The organism is Azospirillum sp. 11R-A, assembly GCF_049472615.1.
Classification (GTDB): domain Bacteria; phylum Pseudomonadota; class Alphaproteobacteria; order Azospirillales; family Azospirillaceae; genus Azospirillum; species Azospirillum palustre.
The window spans coordinates 19,280-41,028 of the sequence record NZ_JBCEBL010000016.1 but is presented as its reverse complement, the minus strand read 5'-3'; the positions used below and the strand labels follow the sequence as shown (position 1 = coordinate 41,028).

Here is a 21,749-nt window from a genome sequence, read left to right as displayed (position 1 = left end):
CTACTCCGCCCCTCGTCCATTCAAAGAGGCAAGGTGGCCCGCCTCACCATGCCGTGCAAGCACCGATCGGCCATCCCGTTGCCGGTAAGGGGAGCGGGCCTGCTCCTGCGCGAATTTGGCGAGAGCCTTTGCGTTGTACAGATCCAAGCCTTCCGCGACCGCACCGCGCATGTTGGTGTGAAGGAACCAGTGGCAGGCATGGGCCAGCACCGGCAGGAAACCGCGTTCAAGCTTGTGCGGCCCGCCGCGCCCGCCATTCACCCGGCTCAGGCCATGGGCAATCGCCCGTTCGATGCTACGGTAATAGCAGGTTTCGAAATGAACGAAGCGCGCCTCCTCTCTCGCCCCCCAGGTTCGGACATAGAGGCAGTCGTCCCCTTCCACCGTCATCAGCGCACCGATCGCAACGCCGCCTGATTCGGCAAAGGTCAGCGTCACGGCATCGCCCAGGACGGCACAGAGCCGCAGAACGAAATCCATGGTCAGTGCCTGACGCCTTCCCCGGCGGAGATGAAGATCGCTCAGCAAGTCCAGGAAAATCGCGACATCGGCCTCTGCGACCCGGCTGCCCGGCACCTCGCGGAACCGCAGCCCGCTCGCAGCGATTTTGCGGCGCTCCCACAGCATCACTCTGCGCCGGCGGCTCGACAGGGCGGCGGTGAAATCGGCGAAGTCGCGATATCCCTCGTTTCGCCACTCGTAATCGACGGCATGGCGGGTCAGCCATCCCGCCGCCTCGAAACGGGCCCGGTCCTCTTCGCCGGGAAAGCCGACATGGATGGACGACAGTCCGTGCTTGTGGGCCAGCGACCGCAGAGTGCCGATCAGCGCATCGGCCGTGCCGGACGGCGCCCCATTCCGCAACAGGATGCGCGGCCCGGTCACCGGCGTGTAGGGAATCTCCATGACCAGCTTCGGGAAATAGCGCCCGCCCGACCCCTGATAGCCATCGACCCAGGCCTGATCCGACCAGAATTCGTCCGTCGAGCGGTCGCGCAGATAGAGGGGAGCCACGCCGACCAGCCGGCCAGACGCCTCCCGTACGATCATATGGGCGGGACGCCAGCCGATGTCCGGGCCAGCCAGACCGCCTTCTTCCAGCGCCCTCAGATAGGCATGGCTCACGAACGGTCCCTTGCCGGCGGCGCAGGCATCCCACTCCAGCGGATCGACCCCGGAAATCCCGAACACCATCGCGACCGACAACGGCCCATCGTTCCGGTCGCCGTCCCGCGCCGCCGGTCCCTGTATCACAGACATGTCATTCCCTGATTGCCTCGGGCCCTGGCTATTCCCCGTCGTACGGCAACGCCACCGGCAGGCGCACGCTGACCGTCGTGCCTTCCCCTTCGCGGCTGCGGATGTCCAGCGTGCCGTTCAGCAGATCGACGAAGGACCGCACGAGCGGCAGGCCCAGTCCGGTGCCGCCGGACCGCCGGGACAGCTGGCTGTCGACCTGACCGAAGGGTTGCAGGGCGATGGCGATGCCCTCCGCACTCATGCCGATCCCGCTGTCCGCGACCTCGATCAGGATGCGGTCGCCCTCCGGACGGACCCGCAGGGCGACGCTGCCGCCGACGGGGGTGAACTTCACCGCATTGCTCAGCAGGTTCAGCAGGATCTGCTTCACCCGCACCGGATCGCCCAGCAGGTGAGGGGTGTCGGGGGCAATGTCCTGGGACAGGGCCAGTCCGCCCTCCTCCGCCCGCTCGGCGATCAGCAGGAGCGAGCTTTCCACCGCGTCGCGGACATCCATCGGCTGGGGGTGCATTTCCAGCTTGCCGGCCTCGATCTTGGCGACGTCCAGGATGTCGCTGATGACCGCCAGCAGATGCTGGCTCGACTTGCCGATCACCTTGGCATAGTCGAGATATTTGGGATGGCCGAGGGGCCCGACGATCTCGCTCTCCATCATCGAGGAAAAGCCGATGATGGCGTTCAGCGGCGTGCGCAGCTCATGGCTCATGTTGGCCAGGAACTCGCTCTTGGCGCGGTTGGCCAGTTCGGCCTGCTCCTTGGCCTGGATCAGCGCCTGCTCGGCGCGGCGGCGTTCCTGAACCTCCTGCATCAGCGCGCGGGTGCGCTCGGCCACCCGCATCTCCAGCTCGTCACGGGCCTGCCGCAGGGCCAGTTCGGCCCGCTTGCGCCGGGTGATGTCCTGGCCGACGCACAGGATGCCGGCAGAAGCGCCGTCGGCCTTCGGCAGGCGGTTCAGGTTCCACAGCAGCACCCGCTCGCTCATGCAGTCCTGCTCGCGCAGCACCTGCTCGAAGTTGCGGACCTCCGTGCCCATCGCGGCGACGGCAAGCTGCGCGGCGAAGGGGCCGGTCGGCTGCTCCCTCATCGCCTCGGCCCAGAGACGGCCGATGGCGCTGCCGGCTTCCAGCCCGAAGGCGCGCTCGGCGTCGCGGTTGGCCTCCACGATGCGGCCGTCGTCGCCCAGAACCAGGATGATGCTGGCCGCCGTCCGCAACAGCGATCGGAAGCGTGCTTCGCCGGCCCGCGCCTCGCTCTGGCGCAAAGCGGATTCCAATTCGGCGATGCGGCGTTCCAGCCAGCGGACGGCGTCGGCCGGACCGCCGCCTGCCGGCTGGCCGGGACCGGAGAAAAAGGTCGGGTTGGTCACGCCGCCGCGTTTTCCGGCTGCATCATGTCGCCCAGCTTCGCCAGCAGGAATTCCAGATCCTCCGGCGCCAGATCCTCATATTGGGTCAGGATACGCTCGATGACCCGGCGGCGGTGGCGTTCGCGGTCGCCCGGCTCGCCGTCATAGGGAGTTTCCTTCAGCACGTCGATGGCGATGCGGCAGGCCGGCAACAGAGCCGGCGGCAGCTTCGCCTTGTCGTACAGAGACTTCAGCCCAAGCCGGCCGGCATCGTGGATCAGCAGCCGGGCATTGGTCATCGGCACATTCGCCATGCGCGACATCGCCGTCTCGAAGAAGGCGATGTCGCCGGTGCACAGCGAGCGGACCAGCAGCGACGGCGTCAGGCGGCCGGTGCGGGCAAGCTGCGTCACCAGACGGTCGAGCGCCCCTTCGTCGCTTTCACCGGTGAACAGGGCGACGGTCGCCCGCTCGCGGCTCTGCAGGATCAGCTCCGACGCGACCTTCGACGGCAGTTCGTGGTGCGAGACCAGATGCTGGCGCAGCCGTTCCGACACCACCGCCACCAACCGTTCGGCGATGGTGATCGGCAGCCTGGAGCGGTGGACCAGCGGGTCCTGCACCGCCTCGCTGGCGCCGAAACGGTCGATGACGCGGCCCAGGCTCTGCTCGCCCAGTTCCGCCCCCTCGTTGGCGACCAATGCTGCGACCGCGCGTTCGGACCCGCTTTCGATCAGCGCGTCGGCGACGGCGGCCGGCACGGTCGGGCGTTGGGCGATGGCGGTGCTCTTGGCATCGGCGCCGGAGCGCACGATCTCGACCAGATCGGCCGGAGTCAGCACGGTGGAGACGCTCAGCACCGGAATCGCCACCGCCTCCACGTCGCGGGCCAGGGTCAGGGCGACGTCCCGCGGCAGGGAGGGGCTGGATTTCAGGTTCTCCGCCAGGGTCTGGCGGACGCGCAGGACCGTGTCCTTGACCATGACGCGGATGATGTCCTCCGCCAGCTTGCGCTCCGCCTGCGACAGCTCGGGACTGTCGAACTGCTGGGACAGCTTGGCGGCCAGATCGGTCCGGCTGTTCGGCGACGGGTCGGCCAGAAGCCGCGCCACGTCCTGCTGTGTCAGATGACCCGACTTGAAATCGTCACTCATGGGTCCCGGACCCTTCCTGCCCTGGTCCGTCTCCATATTGGACGCGGAACGCAAAACCCGCGCGGGTGTGGGCGGAGACTTGTCCACACGTTCAGGATCTTCCGAAACGGTTGAACCTTCCTTAACGCCCTGCGGTCATAAGCCCATCCGCCGGGAAGTGGATCACGACATTTCGACGAAGCTGGGCGGTTCCGGCAGGATGGAGCCACGGCGGCGCGTCCCGCGCAGTTGCAGCGCCACCTCGGCGATCTGCTGCTCCACCGAGATGTGGCGCTGTGAGGCGACCTCCAGCCCGCGGTCCTCATAGACATAGGCATCGGGATGGCTGTCGGCCCAATGCCGGATGGCGGTGTCACGTTCGCGCAGCAGGGCGACGACGGTGGGACGGAACAGCCGCATCATCGCCGTGATCCAGCGGTTGGCAGGCCAGGACGGCCGGGCGTGATCGATCTCGAAGGCGTCGAGCATGGCGATCACGTCGTCCGCCTTGTACCAGGTCTCGCCCGTCACCCAGCGGTTGGTGGTGAACAGCCGCACCGGCTGGCCGGCGACGTCCATGGCGATGCCGATCAGGTGGGACAGCGCGTCGTTGTCGTTGTCAGGCGCCACGAAATCGGCCAGCGGCGCCGGCCGCAGGCCCGGCGGCATGCCGTGCGGGCGCAGGAAGGTGTGGAAATGGCCATGCTCCCCGTGCGGCCGCTCGCCTTCGGGATGGCAGTGGTAATAATACTGGGCATGGAACTCGGCGTCGTAGACGTCGCCCGGCGGATAATGCTTCCACTCGTACAGCGTGCCATGTCCGCGCAGAAGCTCACCCACCACCGTGTCGCCGGTCTTGGCGAGAACGCGCCGGCACAGGCGCACTTCGTGTCCCGCCTCGGCCATCGCCTCCAACTCTTCCCGCGACACGTCCGACAAATCCGTCATCGCCCGATCCTGCGCTGCGCGAACATCCCTATTACGTACGCGGCTATGCGGGCGTGGCAAGGCCTTTTCGGACATCGCACCTGCGGTTGCAGCTCCGCCTGCGCTTGCCTTCCGTCAGCTGCCGGAAGGGCGGACGCGCTGCGACAGCGACCAGCCGACCAGTTCGCCGGTGACCTGCCCCAGCGCCTGATCGAAGGCGGCGATCACGTCGGTGAAGGAGCGGCCGCGCACCGGCGCCGACGCCTCGAAGGTCTCGCCGGCCTCGATGGTCCGGCGCGGCATGGCGACCAGCTTGGCCGACAGCCGAACATGCACCCGGTCCGGCATGGCCGCACCCGGCGTGGCGTATTCCGCCTGGAAATCGCGCAGTTCCGACTTCAGCACATAGTCTGAGCGCAGCCCCACCGTGTCGCGCCCGACCGAGACGATGCGGCCGCTGTCCTCGAAGGTCTGGACGATCAGCCCCTGCACCATGTTCGGCGCCCGGTCGGCCCAGGACACGTCGGCGAAATAGTCGAGCGAGGTCGGCGTGCGGGCCAGCGCGATGCGCGGCGTGTCGATCCCCGCCGCCGCCGCCGGCGTCTCCACCAGCAGCTGCCAGTCGGCCTTCGGGCCGGCGGCGACGCTGGCCCGCGGGGTCAGGGTGTAGAGATGCGGTGCCGTCGGGTTCAGCGTTGAACAGGCGGCCAGCCCCAGCAGCAGGGCCGCCCCGCACATCCCGCGCACGACAGCCCCTGCAAACCCGCTCCGCACCATCGTCACCCGCCTCATTTCCCACGCACCTCCACGCCCTGCCGCGTCCCGCCGAAGAGGAAGTTCGACGGGTCGTTCTCGATCCGGGTGACCACCCGCGACAGCTGTCCGGACAGATCGCGCAACTGGGTGATCAACAGCGTCAATTCATACAGCCCCGTGGCGGTAAAGTCGCGCACCGGCTCGCGGTTTTCGGCGACCAGCGAATTCAGCGTGTCCGACGTGCGCTTCAGCGAGCGCAACAGCTCGCGCGTCTCGCCGCCCATCTGCTTGGCGGTGCCGTCGACCGTCGCCAGCGTGTCGTGCGCCTGCGCCAGCGTGCGGTCCAGCTGGGGTCCTACCGTCTCGAAGCCGTGCAGGGTCTGGCGCGCCTGGGTCATGGTTTCCTCCAGGCCGGTGCTGGCGCGGGCAAGCTCGGCGCTGATGGTGCGGGCGTTGGCCAGGATGTCGCCGATGGCCTTCTGGTTCTCGCCGTTCAGCATCTCGCCCAGCTTGGTGATGACCTCCAGCGAGCGATTGACCAGCTGCGGCGCGCTGTCGACCACCGCGGTCAGCGAGCTGGGCCGCGACGGAATGGTCAGCACGCCGTCGGCATCGGTGGCGGTCAGGCGCTTGCCCCCGACATTCCCGCCGGAGATCTGGACGTAGGCGCCGCCGGTGATGCCCTGCACCTCCAGCGAGGCGATGGAATCGGACATGATCGGCGTGCCGTTCTGCACCATGATCGTCACCCGGACCCGCGTCACGTTGTCGGGGTCGAGCCGGATGTCCGACACGGTTCCCACCGGCACGCCGCGGTAGCGCACCGGGCTGCCCTGCTGCAACCCGGTGACGGAGCCGGTGAAATAGATGCGGTAGGTCTCGCGCGTTTCATCGAGCTGGACCTTGGCGATCCAGGCGGTGAAGACCAGCAGGCCGGCGACCAGAGCCAGCACGAAGCTGCCGACCAGAATGTAGCTGGCGCGGGTTTCCATGACGTGCCCCTACCCTTTCGCAAGACGCCTGGCGTCTTCTTCTTCGTGGCGTCGAGCCTGGTTGCGCTCTTTGGCGTCGAGGGCCGCGCGGCCGCGCGGTCCGTGGAAATAGTCGTGGATCCACGGGTGGGGATCGGCCAGATGCTGGGCCAGGGTGCCCACCCGGATCTTCTTGTCGACCAGCACGGCGATGCGGTCGCAGATGGAGGTCAGGCTGTCCAGATCGTGAGTGACCATGAAGACGGTCAGCCCCAGGCTGCGCTGCAAGCCCTGGATCAGCGTGTCGAAGGCGGCGGCGCCGATGGGGTCGAGGCCGGCGGTCGGCTCGTCCAGGAACAGGATGTCGGGGTCGAGCGCCAGGGCGCGGGCGAGGCCGGCGCGCTTGATCATGCCGCCCGACAGCTGGGCCGGATGCTTGGTGCCGGCATCGGGCGGCAGCCCGGCCATGGCGATCTTCACCCGCGCCACCTCGGCGATCAGCGCCGGGGAGAGGTCGGTGTGCTCCTTCAGCGGCAGCATCACATTCTCCGCCACCGTCATCGAGCTGAACAGGGCGCCGTTCTGGAACAGCACGCCGGTGCGGGCCTGCAACGCCGTGCGTTCCGCCCGGTCCAGGTCGGCGGTGTCGTGGCCCAGCAGCTCGATCCGGCCGGCGGCAGGGTCGATCAGGCCGAGGATTTCCTTCAGCAGCACCGACTTGCCGGTGCCGGAACCGCCGACGACGCCCAGCACCTCTCCCCGCTCGACATCGAGGTCGAGGCCGTCATGGACGGTCTGCGGGCCGAAGCGGGTGACCAGTCCGCGCACGCGGATGACGGGGGATCCTGCCATCACACCCCCAGCATGGAGAAGAGGACGGAGAACACCGCGTCGATGACGATGACCAGGAAGATGCCCTCCACCACCGCCTTGGTGGTCATGATGCCGACGCTCTCCGCACTGCCGGAGACCTTCAGCCCCTCGTAGCAGCCGACCATGGCGATCACCAGGGCGAAGACCGGCGCCTTGATCAGGCCGGCGATCACCGTGTTGATGCCGACCGCGCTGTGCAGCTGGCGGATGAACTGCCCGAAGGTAATGTCCAGCGTGGCATAGGCCATCACGGCGCCACCGAACAGCCCCATCACGTCGGCGTAGAAGGCCAGCAGCGGCAGGGTGATCATCAGCGCCAGCGCCCGCGGCACCACCAGTAGTTCCACCGGGTCGAGGCCCATGGTGCCGATGGCGTCGACCTCCTGGTTGACCTTCATGGTGCCGATCTGCGCGGTGAAGGCGGAACCGGAGCGGCCGGCGACGATGATCGCCGTCATCAGGATGCCGATCTCGCGCAGGACGGAGATGCCCAGCAGGTTCACCACATACAGTTCCGCCCCGAAGCGCTTCAGCTGGTCCGCCCCCTGGAAGGCCAGCACCACGCCGATCAGGAAGGACAGCAGCCCCAGGATCGGCAGGGCGTTCAGCCCGGTCTGCTCGATGTGGAACAGGACGGAGGTCAGCCGCAGGCGCGACGGGCGCAGGATCAGCCGGGCGAAGGTGACGGTGACGAGGCCGAGGAAACCGACGAGGTCGAGGATCTCCTTGGCGGCGTTCACCGTCGTCTGGCCGGTGCGCACCACCATGTCGAGGATCGGGTGGTGTTCGCGTTCGATCGGGTGGGGCGGCGCCTTGCCGGCGTCGCGCACGGCATCGAACAGGGCGGAATGTTCCGGCCGGAGGCCGGCAACCGACACGGCATGCCCGTCGGCCCCCAGCCGTTCAGCCAGGCGGTTCAGCAGATAGGCGCCGACGGTGTCGAGCGCCTCCACCTGCGCCAGATCGAGCCGCACCACGGCACCGCCCGGCGGCTTGGGCGCACGGTCCAGCGCATCCGACGCGGCCGTGGCCCATTGCAGGGTCCAGCGCCCGGCGGCGGCGATCCGCCACCCGCCGTCGGCCAAGCCCGGATCGTTCCCGGCTTCGATCCGGGCCCCATCCTTCGCCGCTCCGTCCTTCGCCAAAGTCGCTGCCACAGGCTCCGCCGCACGCATCCGCACATCGACCGGTACGTTTGGCCGGCACGCCTGGAACGTGGCGGAGCATCGCCGGATGGTCAACCCCATCCGGCAAATCCGGCTCAGCCGGGTCAAGGCGACACCTTGGTCTGCGTCCAATCGCGGCTTTGCGCCGGGGTGGCCAGCGGCTAGAGTGCCGGAAGGCGGACCGGGCCACTTATGCCGGCTTGCGATTCTTTACGGACAAGACCTCCGATGAACTTCAAAGACCATATCCGCGACATCCCGGATTTCCCGAAGCCCGGCATCCTGTTCTACGACGTCTCGCCGCTGCTGGCGAACGGTGCCGCCTGGAAGGCCGCCATCGACGCACTGGCCGAAGAGGTGCGCCCGCACAAGCCGGACCTGCTGGTCGGGATCGAGTCGCGCGGGTTCCTGGTCGCCGCCCCGCTGGCGCTGACGCTGGGCATCGGGTTCATCATGGTGCGCAAGCACGGCAAGCTGCCGGGCGACAAGATCGCCCATTCCTACGACCTCGAATACGGCACCGACACCATCGAGGTGCAGGCCGACGCGGTGAAGCCCGGCCAGCGCGTGGTGGTGCTGGACGATTTGCTGGCGACCGGCGGCACCATGGCCGCCGCCATCAGCCTGCTGCGCCAGGTCGGCGCCGACGTCCGCGCCGCCGCCTTCCTGGTGGAGCTGACCTTCCTGAATGGCCGCGACCGGATCGACGTGCCCAGCGTCTCGCTGATGGCGTACGATTCCTGAGGTCAGCGCCGGCTGAGCCAGCCGTCGACGCTGAAGCGCCCGCCGCCCGACGCGACCAGCGAGAGGAAGCCGCCGATGATGGCGAGGTTCTTCATGAACTGGACCTGCTGCATCTTCGCGGCGTCGGGCGCCGCCTCCCAATAGCGGTGGGCGATCAGCGTCGCGGCGACGGTGAAGACCGCGACCAGCAGAGCTGCCAGCCGGGTCCACGCACCCAGCACGATGGCCAGCCCGCCGAACGCCTCCACCAGCGCGCCGATGGGAGCGACGATGGCGGCCATCGGCACGCCCTGGCTCTCCATCCCGGCGATGAAGCCGCTGAGCGCCATCAGCTTGCCGAAACCGCTCTGCACGAAGATGGCGCCGAGCAGCACGCGGGCCGCCAGCAGCAGCGCGTCCTGCCCGGTGGTGGCGGCGCCGTATCCCGCCGGTGTGGTCGCATAGTTCGTCATCTCGGATATCCCTTTCATTCTGTTGGAAGATGAGACGACGGAAGGCGCACGGTTATTCCCCGGAAAAGAACAGGGGAAAACTCAGGCCGTCTTCCACAGGCTGATGATCATGACGCCGGCGACGGTCAGGGCGGCACCGGCCAGCTGCAGCCAGCCCATCGGTTCGGCCAGCACCAGATAGCCGAACACCGCGGCGGAGACCGGGCCGATGGCGCCGCTCAGCGCCACCAGATTGGGGCCGACGCGCCGCAGCGCCTCCGCCGTCATCAGCACCGGCAGCACGGTGCAGACCACCGCCATCACCGCTGACAGTCCATAGACCGGCAGCGGCAGGTCCAGCGCCGACAAGGGCCGCAGCACCAGGAATTGCAGGATGCAGCACAGGCAGGCCGCCGTCATCGCATAGGCGGTGAAGTGCATCGAGCCGATCCGCTGGACCACCCGGCTGCTGCCGACCAGATAGATCGAATAGAGGAAGGCACCCATGAAGACCAGAGCCGCCCCGGTCGCGAAGTCGGGATGGCCGGTCCCGATCTCCGACCAGACCACCAGGGCGACGCCGGCATAGGAGACCACCAGCGCCACCACCTCGCGCAGGCCGATCCGCTTGCCGAGGAACAGGGCCGACAGCAGCACGACGATGGTCGGGTAGAGGAACAGCAGCAGCCGCCCCATCCCGGCCGAGACATAGCGCAAGCCCAGAAAATCGCAGAAGCTGGCGGCATAATAACCGGTGACGCCCAGCGCCACCGTCAAAGCGATGTCGCGGCCGGCAATCGGGGCGCGCTCTCCCTTGCTGGCTCCCGCCCACAGCGCCATCCCCAGGAAGAAGGGCAGCGCGAAGACCATGCGCAGCATGATCAGGGTGACCGGATCGACATTGTAGCGGTAGGCCAGCTTGATGATGACCGGCCGCAGCGAGAAGGCGACCACCCCGGCCACGGCAAGCCCCAGACCGGCCAGCATCTGGACGGGCAGCAGGCGCGCCCCGGACAGGTCGGGCGCGGTCGCTTCGGAAGACAGGCTGGACTGGGACAAGGGGAAAATCCGGGGACTGGAGGGGGGAGGCCATTCAAGCATCCCCGCCGCCGTTTGGCTTCCGTCAAGGCCGTGTCGGGCCATGACCGGCGCCATACCCTGGATTGCACCGGCCGCGGTGCTGATGGTGAAGGGAGTGAACCGTCAGGCGCCCACTGCCCCGGCGGCGACGGCGGTGCCGGACATCGGCTCCAGGCCGGTGAAGGCGATCCGCGCCTGCTGGCCGATGGCGATGGCGTGCACGCCGGTCAGCGCGCCGGTGGAGATCCACTGCCCGGCCTTCAGCGGACGGCCGAGCCGGACCGCGATGCTCAGCGCCACCGCGACCGCGGCGGCGATGCCGCCCGGCAGCTTGGCGCTGCTGCCGACGCCGACGCTCTGCCCGTCGATCAGCACCTCGGCCCTGAGCGCGTCGCTGCCCTCGACGCCGCCGACGATCTCCTCGCCGACGATCAGGCCGTTGTTGTTGCCGAAGACGGCGGTGGAGGCGGTCGGGCCCAGCGTGTTGACGGGGGCCAGCGGACCGCCCGCCACCTCGATGGCGGCATGGACGGCGGCGATGAAGGCCGCAGCCTCCGCCGGGCTGTAATCCAGCTTGTCGGCGGGGGCATCGGCGGCGATGCGCACCGCGAATTCCGCCTCCACCGCGCCGAAGCCGCCGGGGATGACCGGGAAGGTCAAGGGACCGCCGGCCCCCGTCACCACGGTGCCGGCGAAGATCGGGCCGATGTAGCGCATGGCGCCCAGCGTCTCCTCCAGGGCCGGCGGCACCCGCGCCACCTTCCAGCCGGCGACCTCGTCGGGCCAGGCGGCGGTCGCCGTCGCCTGGATGGCGTAGGCGGTGGCGAGGTCGGCCGGCAGCGGGCCGGGGAAATCGGCAAGGCCGGTCGCGCTGCGGCGGGCGTCGACGAAACGGGTCGCGGCCTCGGCGATCACCGGGTCGGCCAGGGTCGGGGCGCTCAGCCCGATGGGATGCGTGACGGTCATAGAGGATCTCCACTGAGAGGCGCCGCGACTGTAGCGGCCCCGGACGATCCGGGAAAGTGCGCTGCACAAGAGCGCCGACAGGCACGCTTCCCGAAAGGCGGGGTGGACGGACCATCGGGATGCGGCGACACTGGCGGGGTCCTTGCCGCGGGAGAGGCCATGCGTTCCGACACCGACGCCGCAACCAAGCTGCTGTTTCGCCGGCTTTTCGAGCGGATCGAGTCGCGGCGCGACGAGCTGGTCGCGCTGACTCAAGCGCTGATCCGCATCCCCACCGTCAACCCGCCGGGCGATGTCTACACCGACTGTGCCGAGCTGATCGGCCGGCGGCTGGCGGCGCGTGGATTCGCGGTGGAGTATGTGCGGGCGGAGGGGGCGGCCGGCGACAGCGACCGCTATCCGCGCACCAACGTCGTCGCCCGCATCGAGGCGCCGCGTCCGGGACCCTGCGTGCATTTCAACGGCCACATCGACGTGGTGCCGGCCGGCCAGGGCTGGACCGTCGATCCCTTCGGCGGGGTGGTGAAGGACGGACGGGTCTATGGCCGCGGCGCCTGCGACATGAAGGGCGGCATCGCCGCCTCGATCATCGCGGTGGAATCGCTGCTGGAGGAGGGGCTGCTGACGGCCGGCGCCCTGGAGATCTCCGGCACGGTGGACGAGGAGTCCGGCGGCTATGGCGGGGTCGGGCATCTGGCGACGCTCGGCTATTTCTCCCGGCCCAGGGTCGATCATGTCATCATTCCGGAGCCGCTGAACGTCGACCGCGTCTGCATCGGCCACCGCGGCGTCTGGTGGGCGGAGATCGAGACCAAGGGCCGCGTCGCCCACGGCTCGATGCCCTTCCTCGGCAACTGCGCGGTTCGCCACATGGGCGCCGTTCTGCACCGGATCGAGACCGAGCTGATCCCGCGCCTCGCCGCCAAGCGCACCGACATGCCGGTGGTGCCGGAGGGGGCGCGCCAATCGACCATCAACATCAACGCCATCCATGGCGGCCAGCGCGAGGATCATGACGGCCTGCCCAGCCCGATGGTGCCCGACCGCTGCCGCATAGTGATCGACCGCCGTTACCTGATCGAGGAGGACCCGGACGCGGTGCGCGGCGAGATCGTCGCCATCCTGGAAGACCTGCGCCGCAACCGCCCCGGCTTCGACTACGAGCTGCGCGAGGTGCTGGCCTTCCTGCCGACGATGACCGACGCCGACGCCCCCGTGGTGCGGGCGGTGGCCGCCGCCATCGAAACGGTGCTGGGCCGCCCGGCGCAGCATGTGGTGTCCCCCGGCACCTACGACCAGAAGCATGTGGTCCGCGTCGGCCAGTTGAAGGACTGCATCGCCTACGGCCCCGGCATCCTCGACCTCGCCCACCAGCCAGACGAATGGGTCGGCATCGACGACATGGTGCAGTCGGCGCAGGTGATGGCGCTGGCGACGCTGGATCTTCTGGGGGGTGCTGCGGAGGCCGGCGGCGGGCTGCGCTTCTGACGGCACCGGCGCTGCGGCCAAAGTGGCGGATGGAACGGCGTGGAACAGTTTCCGCCGGACGTTCCATCTACCGCCGGCCGGCGAAGGCACCGGCGGCGCGGCGGCTGACCGGGCCGGGGTTGAGGTTGGGATACTCCTCATACTGGTTGAGCGTATAGGGGAAGACGCCCTTCGGCCCCGTCGCCTCCGGCTGGGCCAGGACGGCGGCGACTAGCGCCGGGCTCGGCGGGTGGCGCTCGCGGATCGCGCCGGGGATGGCGTCGTCGTCCAGTTCGGGGACGATGACGGCGGGCGGGTCTTCAGGCTTCGGGGCCGGTTTCGGGGCGGGCGGCTGATCGGGCTGGGCGGCCTGCCGCTTGGCCGCGGGCAGGTCGAGGCCGGCGAACAGGCCGAGCCGCTCGGCCAGCCAGCGGACGGTGGCGGGATCGCCGGACGTGACCAGCCGCTCGATCTGCTCGGCCACCAGCACCCGCAGCGAGGACAGGCGCAGCTCGGCCTCGCGGTTCAGCGCCTGCCGTTCCCACCACACCCTGTGACGAAAATCCTTGGAACCGTAATAGGCGCGCCACAGCGTGGTTCGGCTGCACCCCATGGCGCGCGAGACCTGAAGGAAGCTGTTGCCGCGGGCCAGCATGCCGGCGGCCATGATCCATTGCTCCTCATGGAACTGCGAACCGGGAACCAGCGTGCCATCCGACGGCGTCGGCGGCTCCTCGGCCCAACGGGGGAAATTGTCGGTGGTGAAGCTGCGGGGATCGAGAGGCATGGCGGAACTCCACAAGTCGGGGGCTTGTGGGGGAGATTACAGGAAAATTTTCCTTTTCGGTGGCGTTCTTTGAAAATGGAGATGGGGGGTCGCTCCATCGGCACAGCGGAAGTCTTGCCCTCTCGCTCTTGCGATCCGAATGTTGCGCTGTAAATATCCTCGCCATGAAGGCCGCACCAAGTACCACCTGCATCGTGCTCTCGCGCGCTTGACGCGAAGAGCTTTGACGTGAGCAACCCGATTGGCGGCTCGCGTCGGTTGTCTGCGCGCCCACGCGGACAGGAAACCGCCTATCTGGCGGCTCAGATGCAGCGGAGCGATCCGATGAAGAACTTTTTCGAAAGCCCCTTCAAGGGCATCCTTCTGGAAAAGCAGGTCACCAACCCGAACATCGTTTTTGGCCGCTACAGCTATTATTCCGGCTATTACCATGGCCACAGCTTCGATGACTGCGCCCGGTTTCTTCTCCCGGACGAAGGGGCCGACAAGCTGGTGATCGGCAGCTTCTGCTCCATCGGCTCCGGCGCAGCGTTCATCATGGCGGGCAATCAAGGCCACCGGAGCGACTGGATCAGCACCTTTCCCTTCTTCTGGATGCCCGACGTGCCGGCATTCGCCGGCGCGCAGAACGGCTACCAGCCCGGAGGCGACACGGTGATCGGCAATGACGTCTGGATCGGTTCGGAAGCCATCGTCATGCCCGGCATCACGATTGGCGACGGCGCTGTGATCGGCACAAGGTCGCTGGTGACGCGGGATGTCGAACCCTATGCGATTGTGGGTGGCTCCCCCGCCAGAACGATCCGGAAGCGCTTCGATGACCAGCTTGTTGCATTGCTGCTTGAGATGACGTGGTGGGATTGGTCCGACGACCAGTTGCAGAGCGCCATGCCGATCCTGACCAGCGGCGACGTTGCAGCGCTTCATCGTCATTGGGAAAGCGTGATCAAACGCAGTTGACGGCGACCATGCCGGCTTCGCCTGTCGCTGGAGCGGGATGGGCAAAGCCGGCAGCCGTCGCGCCCCTCGTTCAGAACTGGAATGGCCGAAATCCCCGGTGCTGTCGCGAAAGCAAGCCGCTGGTGAAGCTGCGGCTGTCGAGCGGTCGCCAGCGTAGCGGCGTTCAGGGCGCGTCGTCCGCACCCGCGCCAAACCCCGGGCCAGCTGCCGCCGGCACCTGCGCCGACGCCAACTTGACGGTGCCTGCCCGCCGAGGCCGCCTTAGAGTGTGATCGGTTCAAGCGGAATCGCTTGAAGCGTGAATCACACGAAAAACCAAAAGGTTAGAGTCCGCCTGTTCGGTGTGGCCGCCCGATACGCGGACGCCACGACTCTTCGCGCCTGCCGTCGAACTTTGCAACAGAACAGGCTGGATTACGCCGTTTCCGCGAGATCGCCCGACGCTCGCTTCAGGCCCACAAGACATCAGGCGCGGTTCCGGGGGGAACCGCGCCTGATCTGGTCATATCCTGTCTGAACGGCGCTTACCAGCGTCCGGCCCGGGCCTGTGACGGCCTGCCCTGGCCGCCGTCGCGCTGCCACGGCCTCGCTCCTCCGCGACCACCGGCCGGGCGGCCCGCCGGCCGGCCGCCACCGCCGGAGAAGGAACGCTGCGGCTCCATGCCCGAAATCGTGTGGATCGCCAGCGTCGCGCCGGTAAAGCGTTCGATGCGGGACAAGGTGTCGCGATCGGATCGGGATGCGAAGGATACCGCGATACCCGAAGCGCCGGCCCGGCCGGTGCGGCCGATGCGGTGGACATAGTCCTCCGCCGAGCGTGGCAGGTCGAAGTTGATGACATGGGTGATGTCGCGCACGTCGATGCCGCGCGCCGCCACGTCGGTCGCCACCAGCAGGCGGACCTGACCGGTGCGCAGGCGCTGGAGCGTGCGGTTGCGCTTGGACTGGTCCATGTCGCCGTGCAGGGCGGCCGCGGCATGGCCGGCGGCGCTCAACTCCTCGGCCAGCGCGTCGGCATCGCGCTTGGTCGCGGCGAAGATGATCGCCTTGCCGACTTCTTCCTGGCCGGCGAAGTGCATCAGCAGGCGGCGCTTGTGGTCCATGTCGTCGGCATGGTGCAGGCGCTGTTCCACGTTGATCGCGGTCGCCTGGCTTTCGACGGCGACACGCTCCGGGTTGCGCAGCAGCTTGCCGGCAAGCTGGCCCATGCGGCGGTCCAGCGTGGCGGTGAACAGCAACGTCTGGCGGTCGGCCTTGCAGGCATCGGCGATCCGCTCGACATCGTCGAGGAAGCCCATGTCCAGCATGCGGTCCGCTTCGTCGAGGATCAGAACCTCGACGGCGCTGAGATCGATCCGCTGACGGTCGATGTGGTCGATCAGGCGCCCGGGGGTCGCCACCACGACATGAACCGGGCGCGACAGCATGCGAAGCTGCTCGCCGTACGGCATGCCGCCGACCACGTCGATGATGTTCATGCGCAGCGGCCTGGCATATTTGCGCGCCGCCTGGGTGACCTGGCTGGCCAGTTCACGCGTCGGGGCAAGCACGAGGATGCGCGGCGCGGCAATCCCCGGAACCGGCATTTCGGCCACGCGGGTCAAGGCCGGCAGCATGAAGGCCGCGGTCTTGCCGGTGCCGGTTTCGGCGGTGGCGAGGATATCGCGGCCGGCCAGCGCCGGCGGGATGGCCGCCGCCTGGACCGGCGTCGGCGTGGTGTAGCCATGCTCACCGAGAGCCTGGGCGATCTTGGAATGAATGCCAAGGTCAGCGAAAGTCTGTTCAGCAACAATCAGTTCGGACAAGGAGTGGAGCCTTCCACAAGCATGACGGCGCAAAGCGGACCACCCCCCGATCGGGGAACGGTCAAGCGCCGGCTATCTCGCCAGGAGGGGGGTCGAACGAGGGAGTTGCGACTTGCTGGGGGCGCAGCAGGGTGCCACGCCATGAAACCTACCGCGTCTCACTCAAGAGACGTTCAAGCCTCCAGCGATCAATATGTGTATAATAAGATATTGCGCCGCAATATCAAGATTATTCGGTGCTCAGGAACGAAACCGGATGCTTGCCAGCCATGCGCAGGATTTATCGCATGGCCTGTGGAGACTTGAATCGGAATGGCAGGATTTCCCGAAATTTCGCCTCCCACCCTCTGCTGTCCCATGCTGGGCTGCTCCGCGCCCAGGCTGCGGCCGAGGCCGACAATGGCGCGCGGGACGGAGGCGTCGGGTATTTCGCTGGAAACCGCACCGCATGCCGAGTCTTCCGCCGGCTGCCGCTATGGGGCTGCGTGCTCTTCGATGCAATCGACGCGGTCCGGATAAAACGCCAAATGGTCGCGGATGGCGGCCACGGCGGGATAGGGGGTTTCGTAGGTCCAGACAGCGTTGACCGCGACGCGGTCACCCACACGCAGGCTGTGGTAGGTGGCATCGCCCTTGTAAGGGCAATGCGTCGTGTGCGCCGTGCGCTCGAAGGCCGTCATGTCGGCATCCGCGCGGGGAATATAGTGGACCGCGGGCAAATTCGCCTCCGTCAGCGTCAGGGCGCGTGCCGTTTCGGCGACGACCCGGCCGGCGAAGACGACACGGATCCGGTTCGGGTTGGGGACGATCGCGATGGGATGCTCGGGGCCGGGAATTTTCACAGCGATACTCCTTGCTCGCCAGCGGTCGCGCCGGTCACGGCGCTTGCGCCATGCTACTCTGGGCGGTGTGACGGAGCGTTGTCCTCGTTTCACATCCGTGCCACAGGTGGCTCCACCGAAGAAAGATTGGATCTCAATGAGCATGCAGCCATGGGAAGGGCGTGACCGGTTGGTCGCAATCGACATCGAGACGACCGGACGGCGCCTGCCGAGCCTCCAGGACATCCGTAAGGCGCCCAAGGGCCTGCGTCAGCCCGGCATCGTCATCGAGATCGGGTGTCTCGAACTCATCCGCGAGGGCGATGGCTGGAGGAAAGCGCGCAGCTGGGAGACGCGGGTCAACCCCGACGCCCCTCTCCATCCCGACTCCATCAAGGTGCACGGCATCAAGCCCGCCGACCTGAAGGCGGCACCCCGCTTTCCCGAGGTGGCCGACGCGCTTCTCGCCTTTCTGGGCGAGGATCCTCTGGTGGCCCATGCCTATGAGAACGAGATGGACTTCCTGAACTATGAGTTCGCGCGCTGCGGACGCGCCGCATGGGGTGCCGACAGCTTCCCGGCCGACCGGTTCATCTGTACCAAGGAGATGTCGCACGAGGCCTTCCCCGGCGCTTCCGGCTCGCTCGATGCGCTGTGCGACCGGCTGTGGCTCGACCGGAGCGACCGCTTCGCCCGCCATGGCGCGCTGCTCGACGCAGACCTGACGGCCGACGCCTTCGTCAAGATGGCGTTGGGAGATACCGGCCCGCGCGACGCCGTGTATGAGTGAGGCACAACGCCCTCACTCCGCCGACACGGGCTGTACGGGGGGCTGCATGGGGGGGGACTGCACCGCCGTCAGCTTCTCCAGCAGCCGCTCGATCTCCTCGGGCGGGATGGGGCGGCTGAACAGGAAGCCCTGGTAGCTTTCGCAGGCCAGATCGCGCAGCAGCTGCAACTGCTCCTGCGTCTCCACCCCCTCGGCGATCACCGACAGGCCCAGGCTGCGGCCGAGGCCGACGATGGCGCGCGGGACGGAGGCGTCGCTGGCGCCGATGGACAGGTCGTGGATGAAGGAACGGTCGATCTTCAGCTTGTCGATGGGGAGCCGGTGCAGGTAGCTGAGGCTGGAATAGCCGGTGCCGAAATCGTCCAGCGCGATCAGGACGCCGCGCTGCTTCAGCGCCGCCAGGGTGGCCGCCGCCGATTCGACATCGTCGATCAGCGTGCTTTCCGTCACCTCGATTTCCAGCTCGCAGCCGCTGAGGCCGTTGGCGTCGAGCGCGCGGGCGACCTTGACCGGCAGTTGCCCGTCGCGGAACTGGGCGCCGGAGACGTTGACCGCCACCGGAATCGACAGGTCGAAGCGCTGGCGCCAGCGCCGGATCTGGGCGCAGGCCTCGAACAGCACCCAGTCGCCCATCGCCAAAACCAGCCCGGTCTCCTCCGCCACCGGCAGGAAACGGCCGGGCAGGATCAGCCCCTCATCGGGATGGCGCCAGCGGACCAGCGCCTCCAGACCGACCATGCGGCCGGTCAGGGTGTCGACCTGGGGCTGGTAGACCAGGAAAAGCTCGCCCTCGCGGATCGCCTGACGAAGCGCGCCCTCCAGATCCATGCGCTCGCGCGACTTGGCGCCCATCTCCTTGGTGACGAAGCGGAAGCCGTTCCGCCCCTGCTCCTTGGCATGGTACATGGCGATGTCGGCGCAGCGGATCAGCCCTTCGGGATCGTCGGCATCGTCCGGGTACAGGCTGATGCCGATGCTGGGCGTCACCACGAAATTCTGGCCGCCGACGGCAAACGGGCTGGCCAGATGCGCAACCACCTTCTCCGCCACGCGGGCGGCGTCGCCCGGCTCCGCCACCCGGCGGACGACGATCAGGAACTCGTCGCCGCCCAGCCGGCCGACCGTGTCGGATTCGCGCAGGCCCGCCTGGAGCCGGCGCGCCACCGAGCGCAGAACCTCGTCGCCGAAGCTGTGGCCCAGGCTGTCGTTGATCACCTTGAAGCGGTCGAGGTCGATGAACAGCACCGCCACCTTGCTGCCGTCGCGCCGCCCCTCGCGCAGGGCCTGGGCGATGCGGTCGTAGAGCAGGACACGGTTGGGCAGGCCGGTCAGCGCGTCGAAATGGGCGAGATACTGGATGTGCTGCTCGGCCCGGCGCTTCTCGCCGATGTCCTCGGCGAAGGCGAGCACGAATTTCAGCGCCCCCCCGGCGGTGACCGGCTGGAAATGCAGGCTGAAATGGCTGCGCCGGCCGCCCATCAGCAGGGGCTGGTCGGATTCGAGCTTGCCGCTCTCGCCATGCAGCGCCGCCTCCAGCGCGAAGACCGAGGCCTGGTCGCCGAAGCGCAGCCGGGCGTCGGTGCCGAGCAGATCCTGCCGCAGCAGGCCGGCGGCGCTGGCGAAGGCCGGGTTGCAGTCCATCACCAGCCCGTCGGTGCCGACCAGCGCGATGCCCAGCGGCGCCTGGGTGAACAGCTGCTGCCGCTCCGCCTCCTGCAGGCGCAGCGAGGCGGTCATCTCGCCGGCCAGCTCGACCGCGCGGGAATGGATCACCAGCACCATGCGCAGGACCAGCGACAGCGCGATGCTGAGCGCGATGCCGACCGCCAGCAGGGCGCCGGGCACCCAGTCATGCGCGGTGATCACGCCGTCGGGAAGGCTGTCGTAGCGGACGGTCCAGACGCGCCCGCCGACCGGCAGCTCGCGGTCCAGGCTGATCGCGGGCTTTGTCTCCAACGGGCGGTGGCTGCGGTAGAGCGGAAACTCGGCCTCCGCCGGCGGCACGTCGTAGATCTCCAGGCCGGTGTCGGCCCGCTGGCCGTCGATCAGCCCGTCGACCAGCGGACCGATCCGGACCGGGGTCAGCACCACGCCGGTGAAGGAGGCGCGGCGCGCCTCCAGCGACGGCGGCAGGGGATCGCCGCGGTAGGTCGCCTGATAGAGGATGAAGGCGGGCCTGGCCCCCGCCGCCTCGTCGATCTTCAGGGTGATGGCGCGGGTGGCGGCCGGCTCGCCGCTGTCGCGCGCCCGTTCGATGGCCGAGCGCCGCACCGCCTCCGACATCATGTCGAAGCCGATGGCCCGCACATTCGCCTCGTTGACCGGGGCGGTGAAGATGTTGACCACCCGGTCCGCCCCGGCATGCTCCGGCCAGATGCGGAAGGCCGTCAGGCCGGAGGCCCGCATCGACGCCACCAGATCGCCCGACCGGTCGGCCGCGACGGCGCGGGCATAGGCGATGGAGATGATGCCGGGGTAGCGCTGCGGCATGTCGAGCGCCTCGACGAAGCGGGTCCACTGCGTCCAATGCAGGTCGGGGAAGGTCATCGCCAGCGAGGCGGCGCTGCGCGCCACCTGCTCGTACACCTTGATGCGGTCGGCAAGCTGGCCGTGGAACTCCTCGACCCGCGCGGAGAAGCGGTGCGCCTCCTCGCTGGCCAGCAGGCGCTCGGACTGGAGCATCGCCAGCAGGGACAGGCCGGTGCCGACAATCAGGGCCAGCAGGGGGACGGCGACCGGCACGTGGAGATTGCGCATGATGCGACGGGCTGTCGGGTTCGGACCGGAGGCCGACGGGCTGTCCGCAACGGGATCTGCCTTGGGATCGGCTGCCGGTTCCGGCATCAGAACTCCTCTAGGATCTTCGGACTGGTCAGCAGAAGCTTTTCGATCATGCCGAGAATTTCTTCGATCTTGCTGCGGGTGGCGTCCAGCTCGTCGGCCATCCTGTCGTCGATGCCGGCTTCCATCAGCATGGTGTCGAAGGTGTGCAGGGTCTCGTTGAAGGCCTTCTGTTCCGCCACCAGCACGTCGAAGGCCCCCAGCGAGGCGGTCAGCGCCAGCGGCGGGTCGCTGACGAAGGAATGGCTGATGTCGGTGAAGATGGCGATGGCGCTCAGCTTCTGCCGCAGCACCCATTGCGGGAAATTCGACGGCAGTTCCTTGCCGGCGATCTCCAGCCTTTCCTGGATCGAGAAGATCAGGCCCTGGATGTCGAGATAGGCCGCCCGGATTTCGCGGAAGCGCGGAAAGGTCTTCGGCTTGCCAGCGGCACGCAGGCGGGCCAGTGCCGCGATGTCCTCGGTCAATTTGCGGGCCATCCGAAGAACGACGTCCGTCACCTTAGACATCACACGCCTCCGCTCAACGGACCGCCCCCGCGCATCGCCAGATCCGGACCGCCGCTCTCGACGGTCCGGAGACCAGACTACACCAGTTTCTACCACGAACGTTAGTATTACCGGCGG

General features: G+C 68.1%; 20 protein-coding genes. 4 read left to right on the top strand and 16 right to left on the bottom strand.

What is annotated here, in order from left to right; all coding sequences use genetic code 11:
• From VH569_RS20745 to VH569_RS20710, 8 genes are all read right to left on the bottom strand, one after another.
• Positions 1-1,260 (bottom strand): GNAT family N-acetyltransferase, encoded by a 1,260-nt coding sequence (locus tag VH569_RS20745; protein WP_423317514.1) that lies wholly within the window; start codon positions 1,258-1,260, stop codon positions 1-3.
• A gap of 28 nt (positions 1,261-1,288) precedes the next feature.
• A complete protein-coding gene (locus VH569_RS20740) occupies positions 1,289-2,626 on the bottom strand; it encodes a PAS domain-containing sensor histidine kinase (RefSeq protein ID WP_423317512.1) in 1,338 nt (445 codons plus the stop codon).
• Positions 2,623-3,759, bottom strand: coding sequence for a DUF2336 domain-containing protein (locus VH569_RS20735; protein ID WP_098735181.1), 1,137 nt, complete (start codon positions 3,757-3,759; stop codon positions 2,623-2,625). Before VH569_RS20735 ends, VH569_RS20740 begins: the two co-directional genes overlap by 4 nt.
• A 162-nt stretch (positions 3,760-3,921) precedes the next feature.
• Positions 3,922-4,686: a DUF6969 family protein gene (locus VH569_RS20730; RefSeq protein WP_423317510.1), complete on the bottom strand. Its 765-nt coding sequence runs from the start codon at positions 4,684-4,686 to the stop codon at positions 3,922-3,924.
• 114 nt (positions 4,687-4,800) lie between these two features.
• Positions 4,801-5,403 carry an ABC-type transport auxiliary lipoprotein family protein gene (locus VH569_RS20725; RefSeq protein ID WP_423317688.1) on the bottom strand — a complete coding sequence of 201 codons (603 nt, stop codon included), beginning with the start codon at positions 5,401-5,403 and terminating at the stop codon, positions 4,801-4,803.
• Positions 5,404-5,453: 50 nt separating this feature from the next.
• Positions 5,454-6,413: an MlaD family protein gene (locus VH569_RS20720; RefSeq protein ID WP_423317508.1), complete on the bottom strand. Its 960-nt coding sequence runs from the start codon at positions 6,411-6,413 to the stop codon at positions 5,454-5,456.
• Between the two features lie 9 nt (positions 6,414-6,422).
• Entirely contained in the window at positions 6,423-7,244 is an 822-nt protein-coding gene (locus VH569_RS20715) for an ABC transporter ATP-binding protein (RefSeq protein ID WP_098735177.1), read from the bottom strand.
• The gene (locus VH569_RS20710) at positions 7,244-8,350 is read right to left on the bottom strand and encodes an ABC transporter permease (RefSeq protein ID WP_423317506.1); all 1,107 of its coding nucleotides are present in this window, start codon (positions 8,348-8,350) and stop codon (positions 7,244-7,246) included. Before VH569_RS20710 ends, VH569_RS20715 begins: the two co-directional genes overlap by 1 nt.
• 309 nt (positions 8,351-8,659) lie before the next feature.
• Between VH569_RS20710 and VH569_RS20705 the strand changes: the two genes are divergently transcribed.
• Positions 8,660-9,175 (top strand): adenine phosphoribosyltransferase, encoded by a 516-nt coding sequence (locus tag VH569_RS20705; protein WP_423317502.1) that lies wholly within the window; start codon positions 8,660-8,662, stop codon positions 9,173-9,175.
• Positions 9,176-9,177: 2 nt separating this feature from the next.
• Here the strand turns inward: VH569_RS20705 and VH569_RS20700 are convergent, their stop codons facing one another.
• The 3 genes from VH569_RS20700 to VH569_RS20690 all read right to left on the bottom strand — a co-directional run bounded on the left by VH569_RS20700 (position 9,178) and on the right by VH569_RS20690 (position 11,652).
• Positions 9,178-9,627: a DoxX family protein gene (locus tag VH569_RS20700; RefSeq protein WP_423317500.1), complete on the bottom strand. Its 450-nt coding sequence runs from the start codon at positions 9,625-9,627 to the stop codon at positions 9,178-9,180.
• Positions 9,628-9,708: 81 nt separating this feature from the next.
• Positions 9,709-10,665, bottom strand: coding sequence for a DMT family transporter (locus tag VH569_RS20695; protein WP_423317499.1), 957 nt, complete (start codon positions 10,663-10,665; stop codon positions 9,709-9,711).
• Between the two features lie 144 nt (positions 10,666-10,809).
• Entirely contained in the window at positions 10,810-11,652 is an 843-nt protein-coding gene (locus VH569_RS20690) for a 2-keto-4-pentenoate hydratase (protein ID WP_423317498.1), read from the bottom strand.
• A 159-nt stretch (positions 11,653-11,811) separates the two neighbouring features.
• On the opposite strand from VH569_RS20690, the gene VH569_RS20685 reads away from it, so the two are divergent.
• Positions 11,812-13,140 (top strand): acetylornithine deacetylase/succinyl-diaminopimelate desuccinylase family protein, encoded by a 1,329-nt coding sequence (locus VH569_RS20685; RefSeq protein WP_423317496.1) that lies wholly within the window; start codon positions 11,812-11,814, stop codon positions 13,138-13,140.
• A 67-nt stretch (positions 13,141-13,207) separates the two neighbouring features.
• On the opposite strand, the gene VH569_RS20680 is transcribed toward VH569_RS20685, so the two are convergent.
• Complete coding sequence (locus VH569_RS20680; protein WP_423317495.1) at positions 13,208-13,906, bottom strand: hypothetical protein; 699 nt, start codon at positions 13,904-13,906, stop codon at positions 13,208-13,210.
• A 324-nt stretch (positions 13,907-14,230) separates the two neighbouring features.
• On the opposite strand from VH569_RS20680, the gene catB reads away from it, so the two are divergent.
• Positions 14,231-14,866, top strand: coding sequence for a type B chloramphenicol O-acetyltransferase (gene catB, locus VH569_RS20675; protein ID WP_423317686.1), 636 nt, complete (start codon positions 14,231-14,233; stop codon positions 14,864-14,866).
• A gap of 524 nt (positions 14,867-15,390) precedes the next feature.
• Here catB and VH569_RS20670 read toward each other — a convergent pair.
• Both VH569_RS20670 and VH569_RS20665 read right to left on the bottom strand, forming a co-directional pair.
• On the bottom strand, positions 15,391-16,671 hold the full coding sequence (locus VH569_RS20670; protein ID WP_423317493.1) for a DEAD/DEAH box helicase: 1,281 nt from the start codon (positions 16,669-16,671) through the stop codon (positions 15,391-15,393).
• A 473-nt stretch (positions 16,672-17,144) separates the two neighbouring features.
• Entirely contained in the window at positions 17,145-17,513 is a 369-nt protein-coding gene (locus tag VH569_RS20665; RefSeq protein WP_423317492.1) for a DUF427 domain-containing protein, read from the bottom strand.
• 136 nt (positions 17,514-17,649) lie between these two features.
• Here VH569_RS20665 and VH569_RS20660 point away from each other — a divergent pair, with 136 nt between their 5' ends.
• On the top strand, positions 17,650-18,282 hold the full coding sequence (locus tag VH569_RS20660; protein ID WP_423317490.1) for an exonuclease domain-containing protein: 633 nt from the start codon (positions 17,650-17,652) through the stop codon (positions 18,280-18,282).
• A 12-nt stretch (positions 18,283-18,294) separates the two neighbouring features.
• On the opposite strand, the gene VH569_RS20655 is transcribed toward VH569_RS20660, so the two are convergent.
• Positions 18,295-21,126, bottom strand: a complete 2,832-nt coding sequence (locus VH569_RS20655; protein ID WP_423317488.1) for a bifunctional diguanylate cyclase/phosphodiesterase — start codon at positions 21,124-21,126, stop codon at positions 18,295-18,297.
• The gene (locus VH569_RS20650; RefSeq protein ID WP_423317486.1) at positions 21,126-21,632 is read right to left on the bottom strand and encodes a hypothetical protein; all 507 of its coding nucleotides are present in this window, start codon (positions 21,630-21,632) and stop codon (positions 21,126-21,128) included. Before VH569_RS20650 ends, VH569_RS20655 begins: the two co-directional genes overlap by 1 nt.
• Positions 21,633-21,749: the final 117 nt, after the last annotated feature.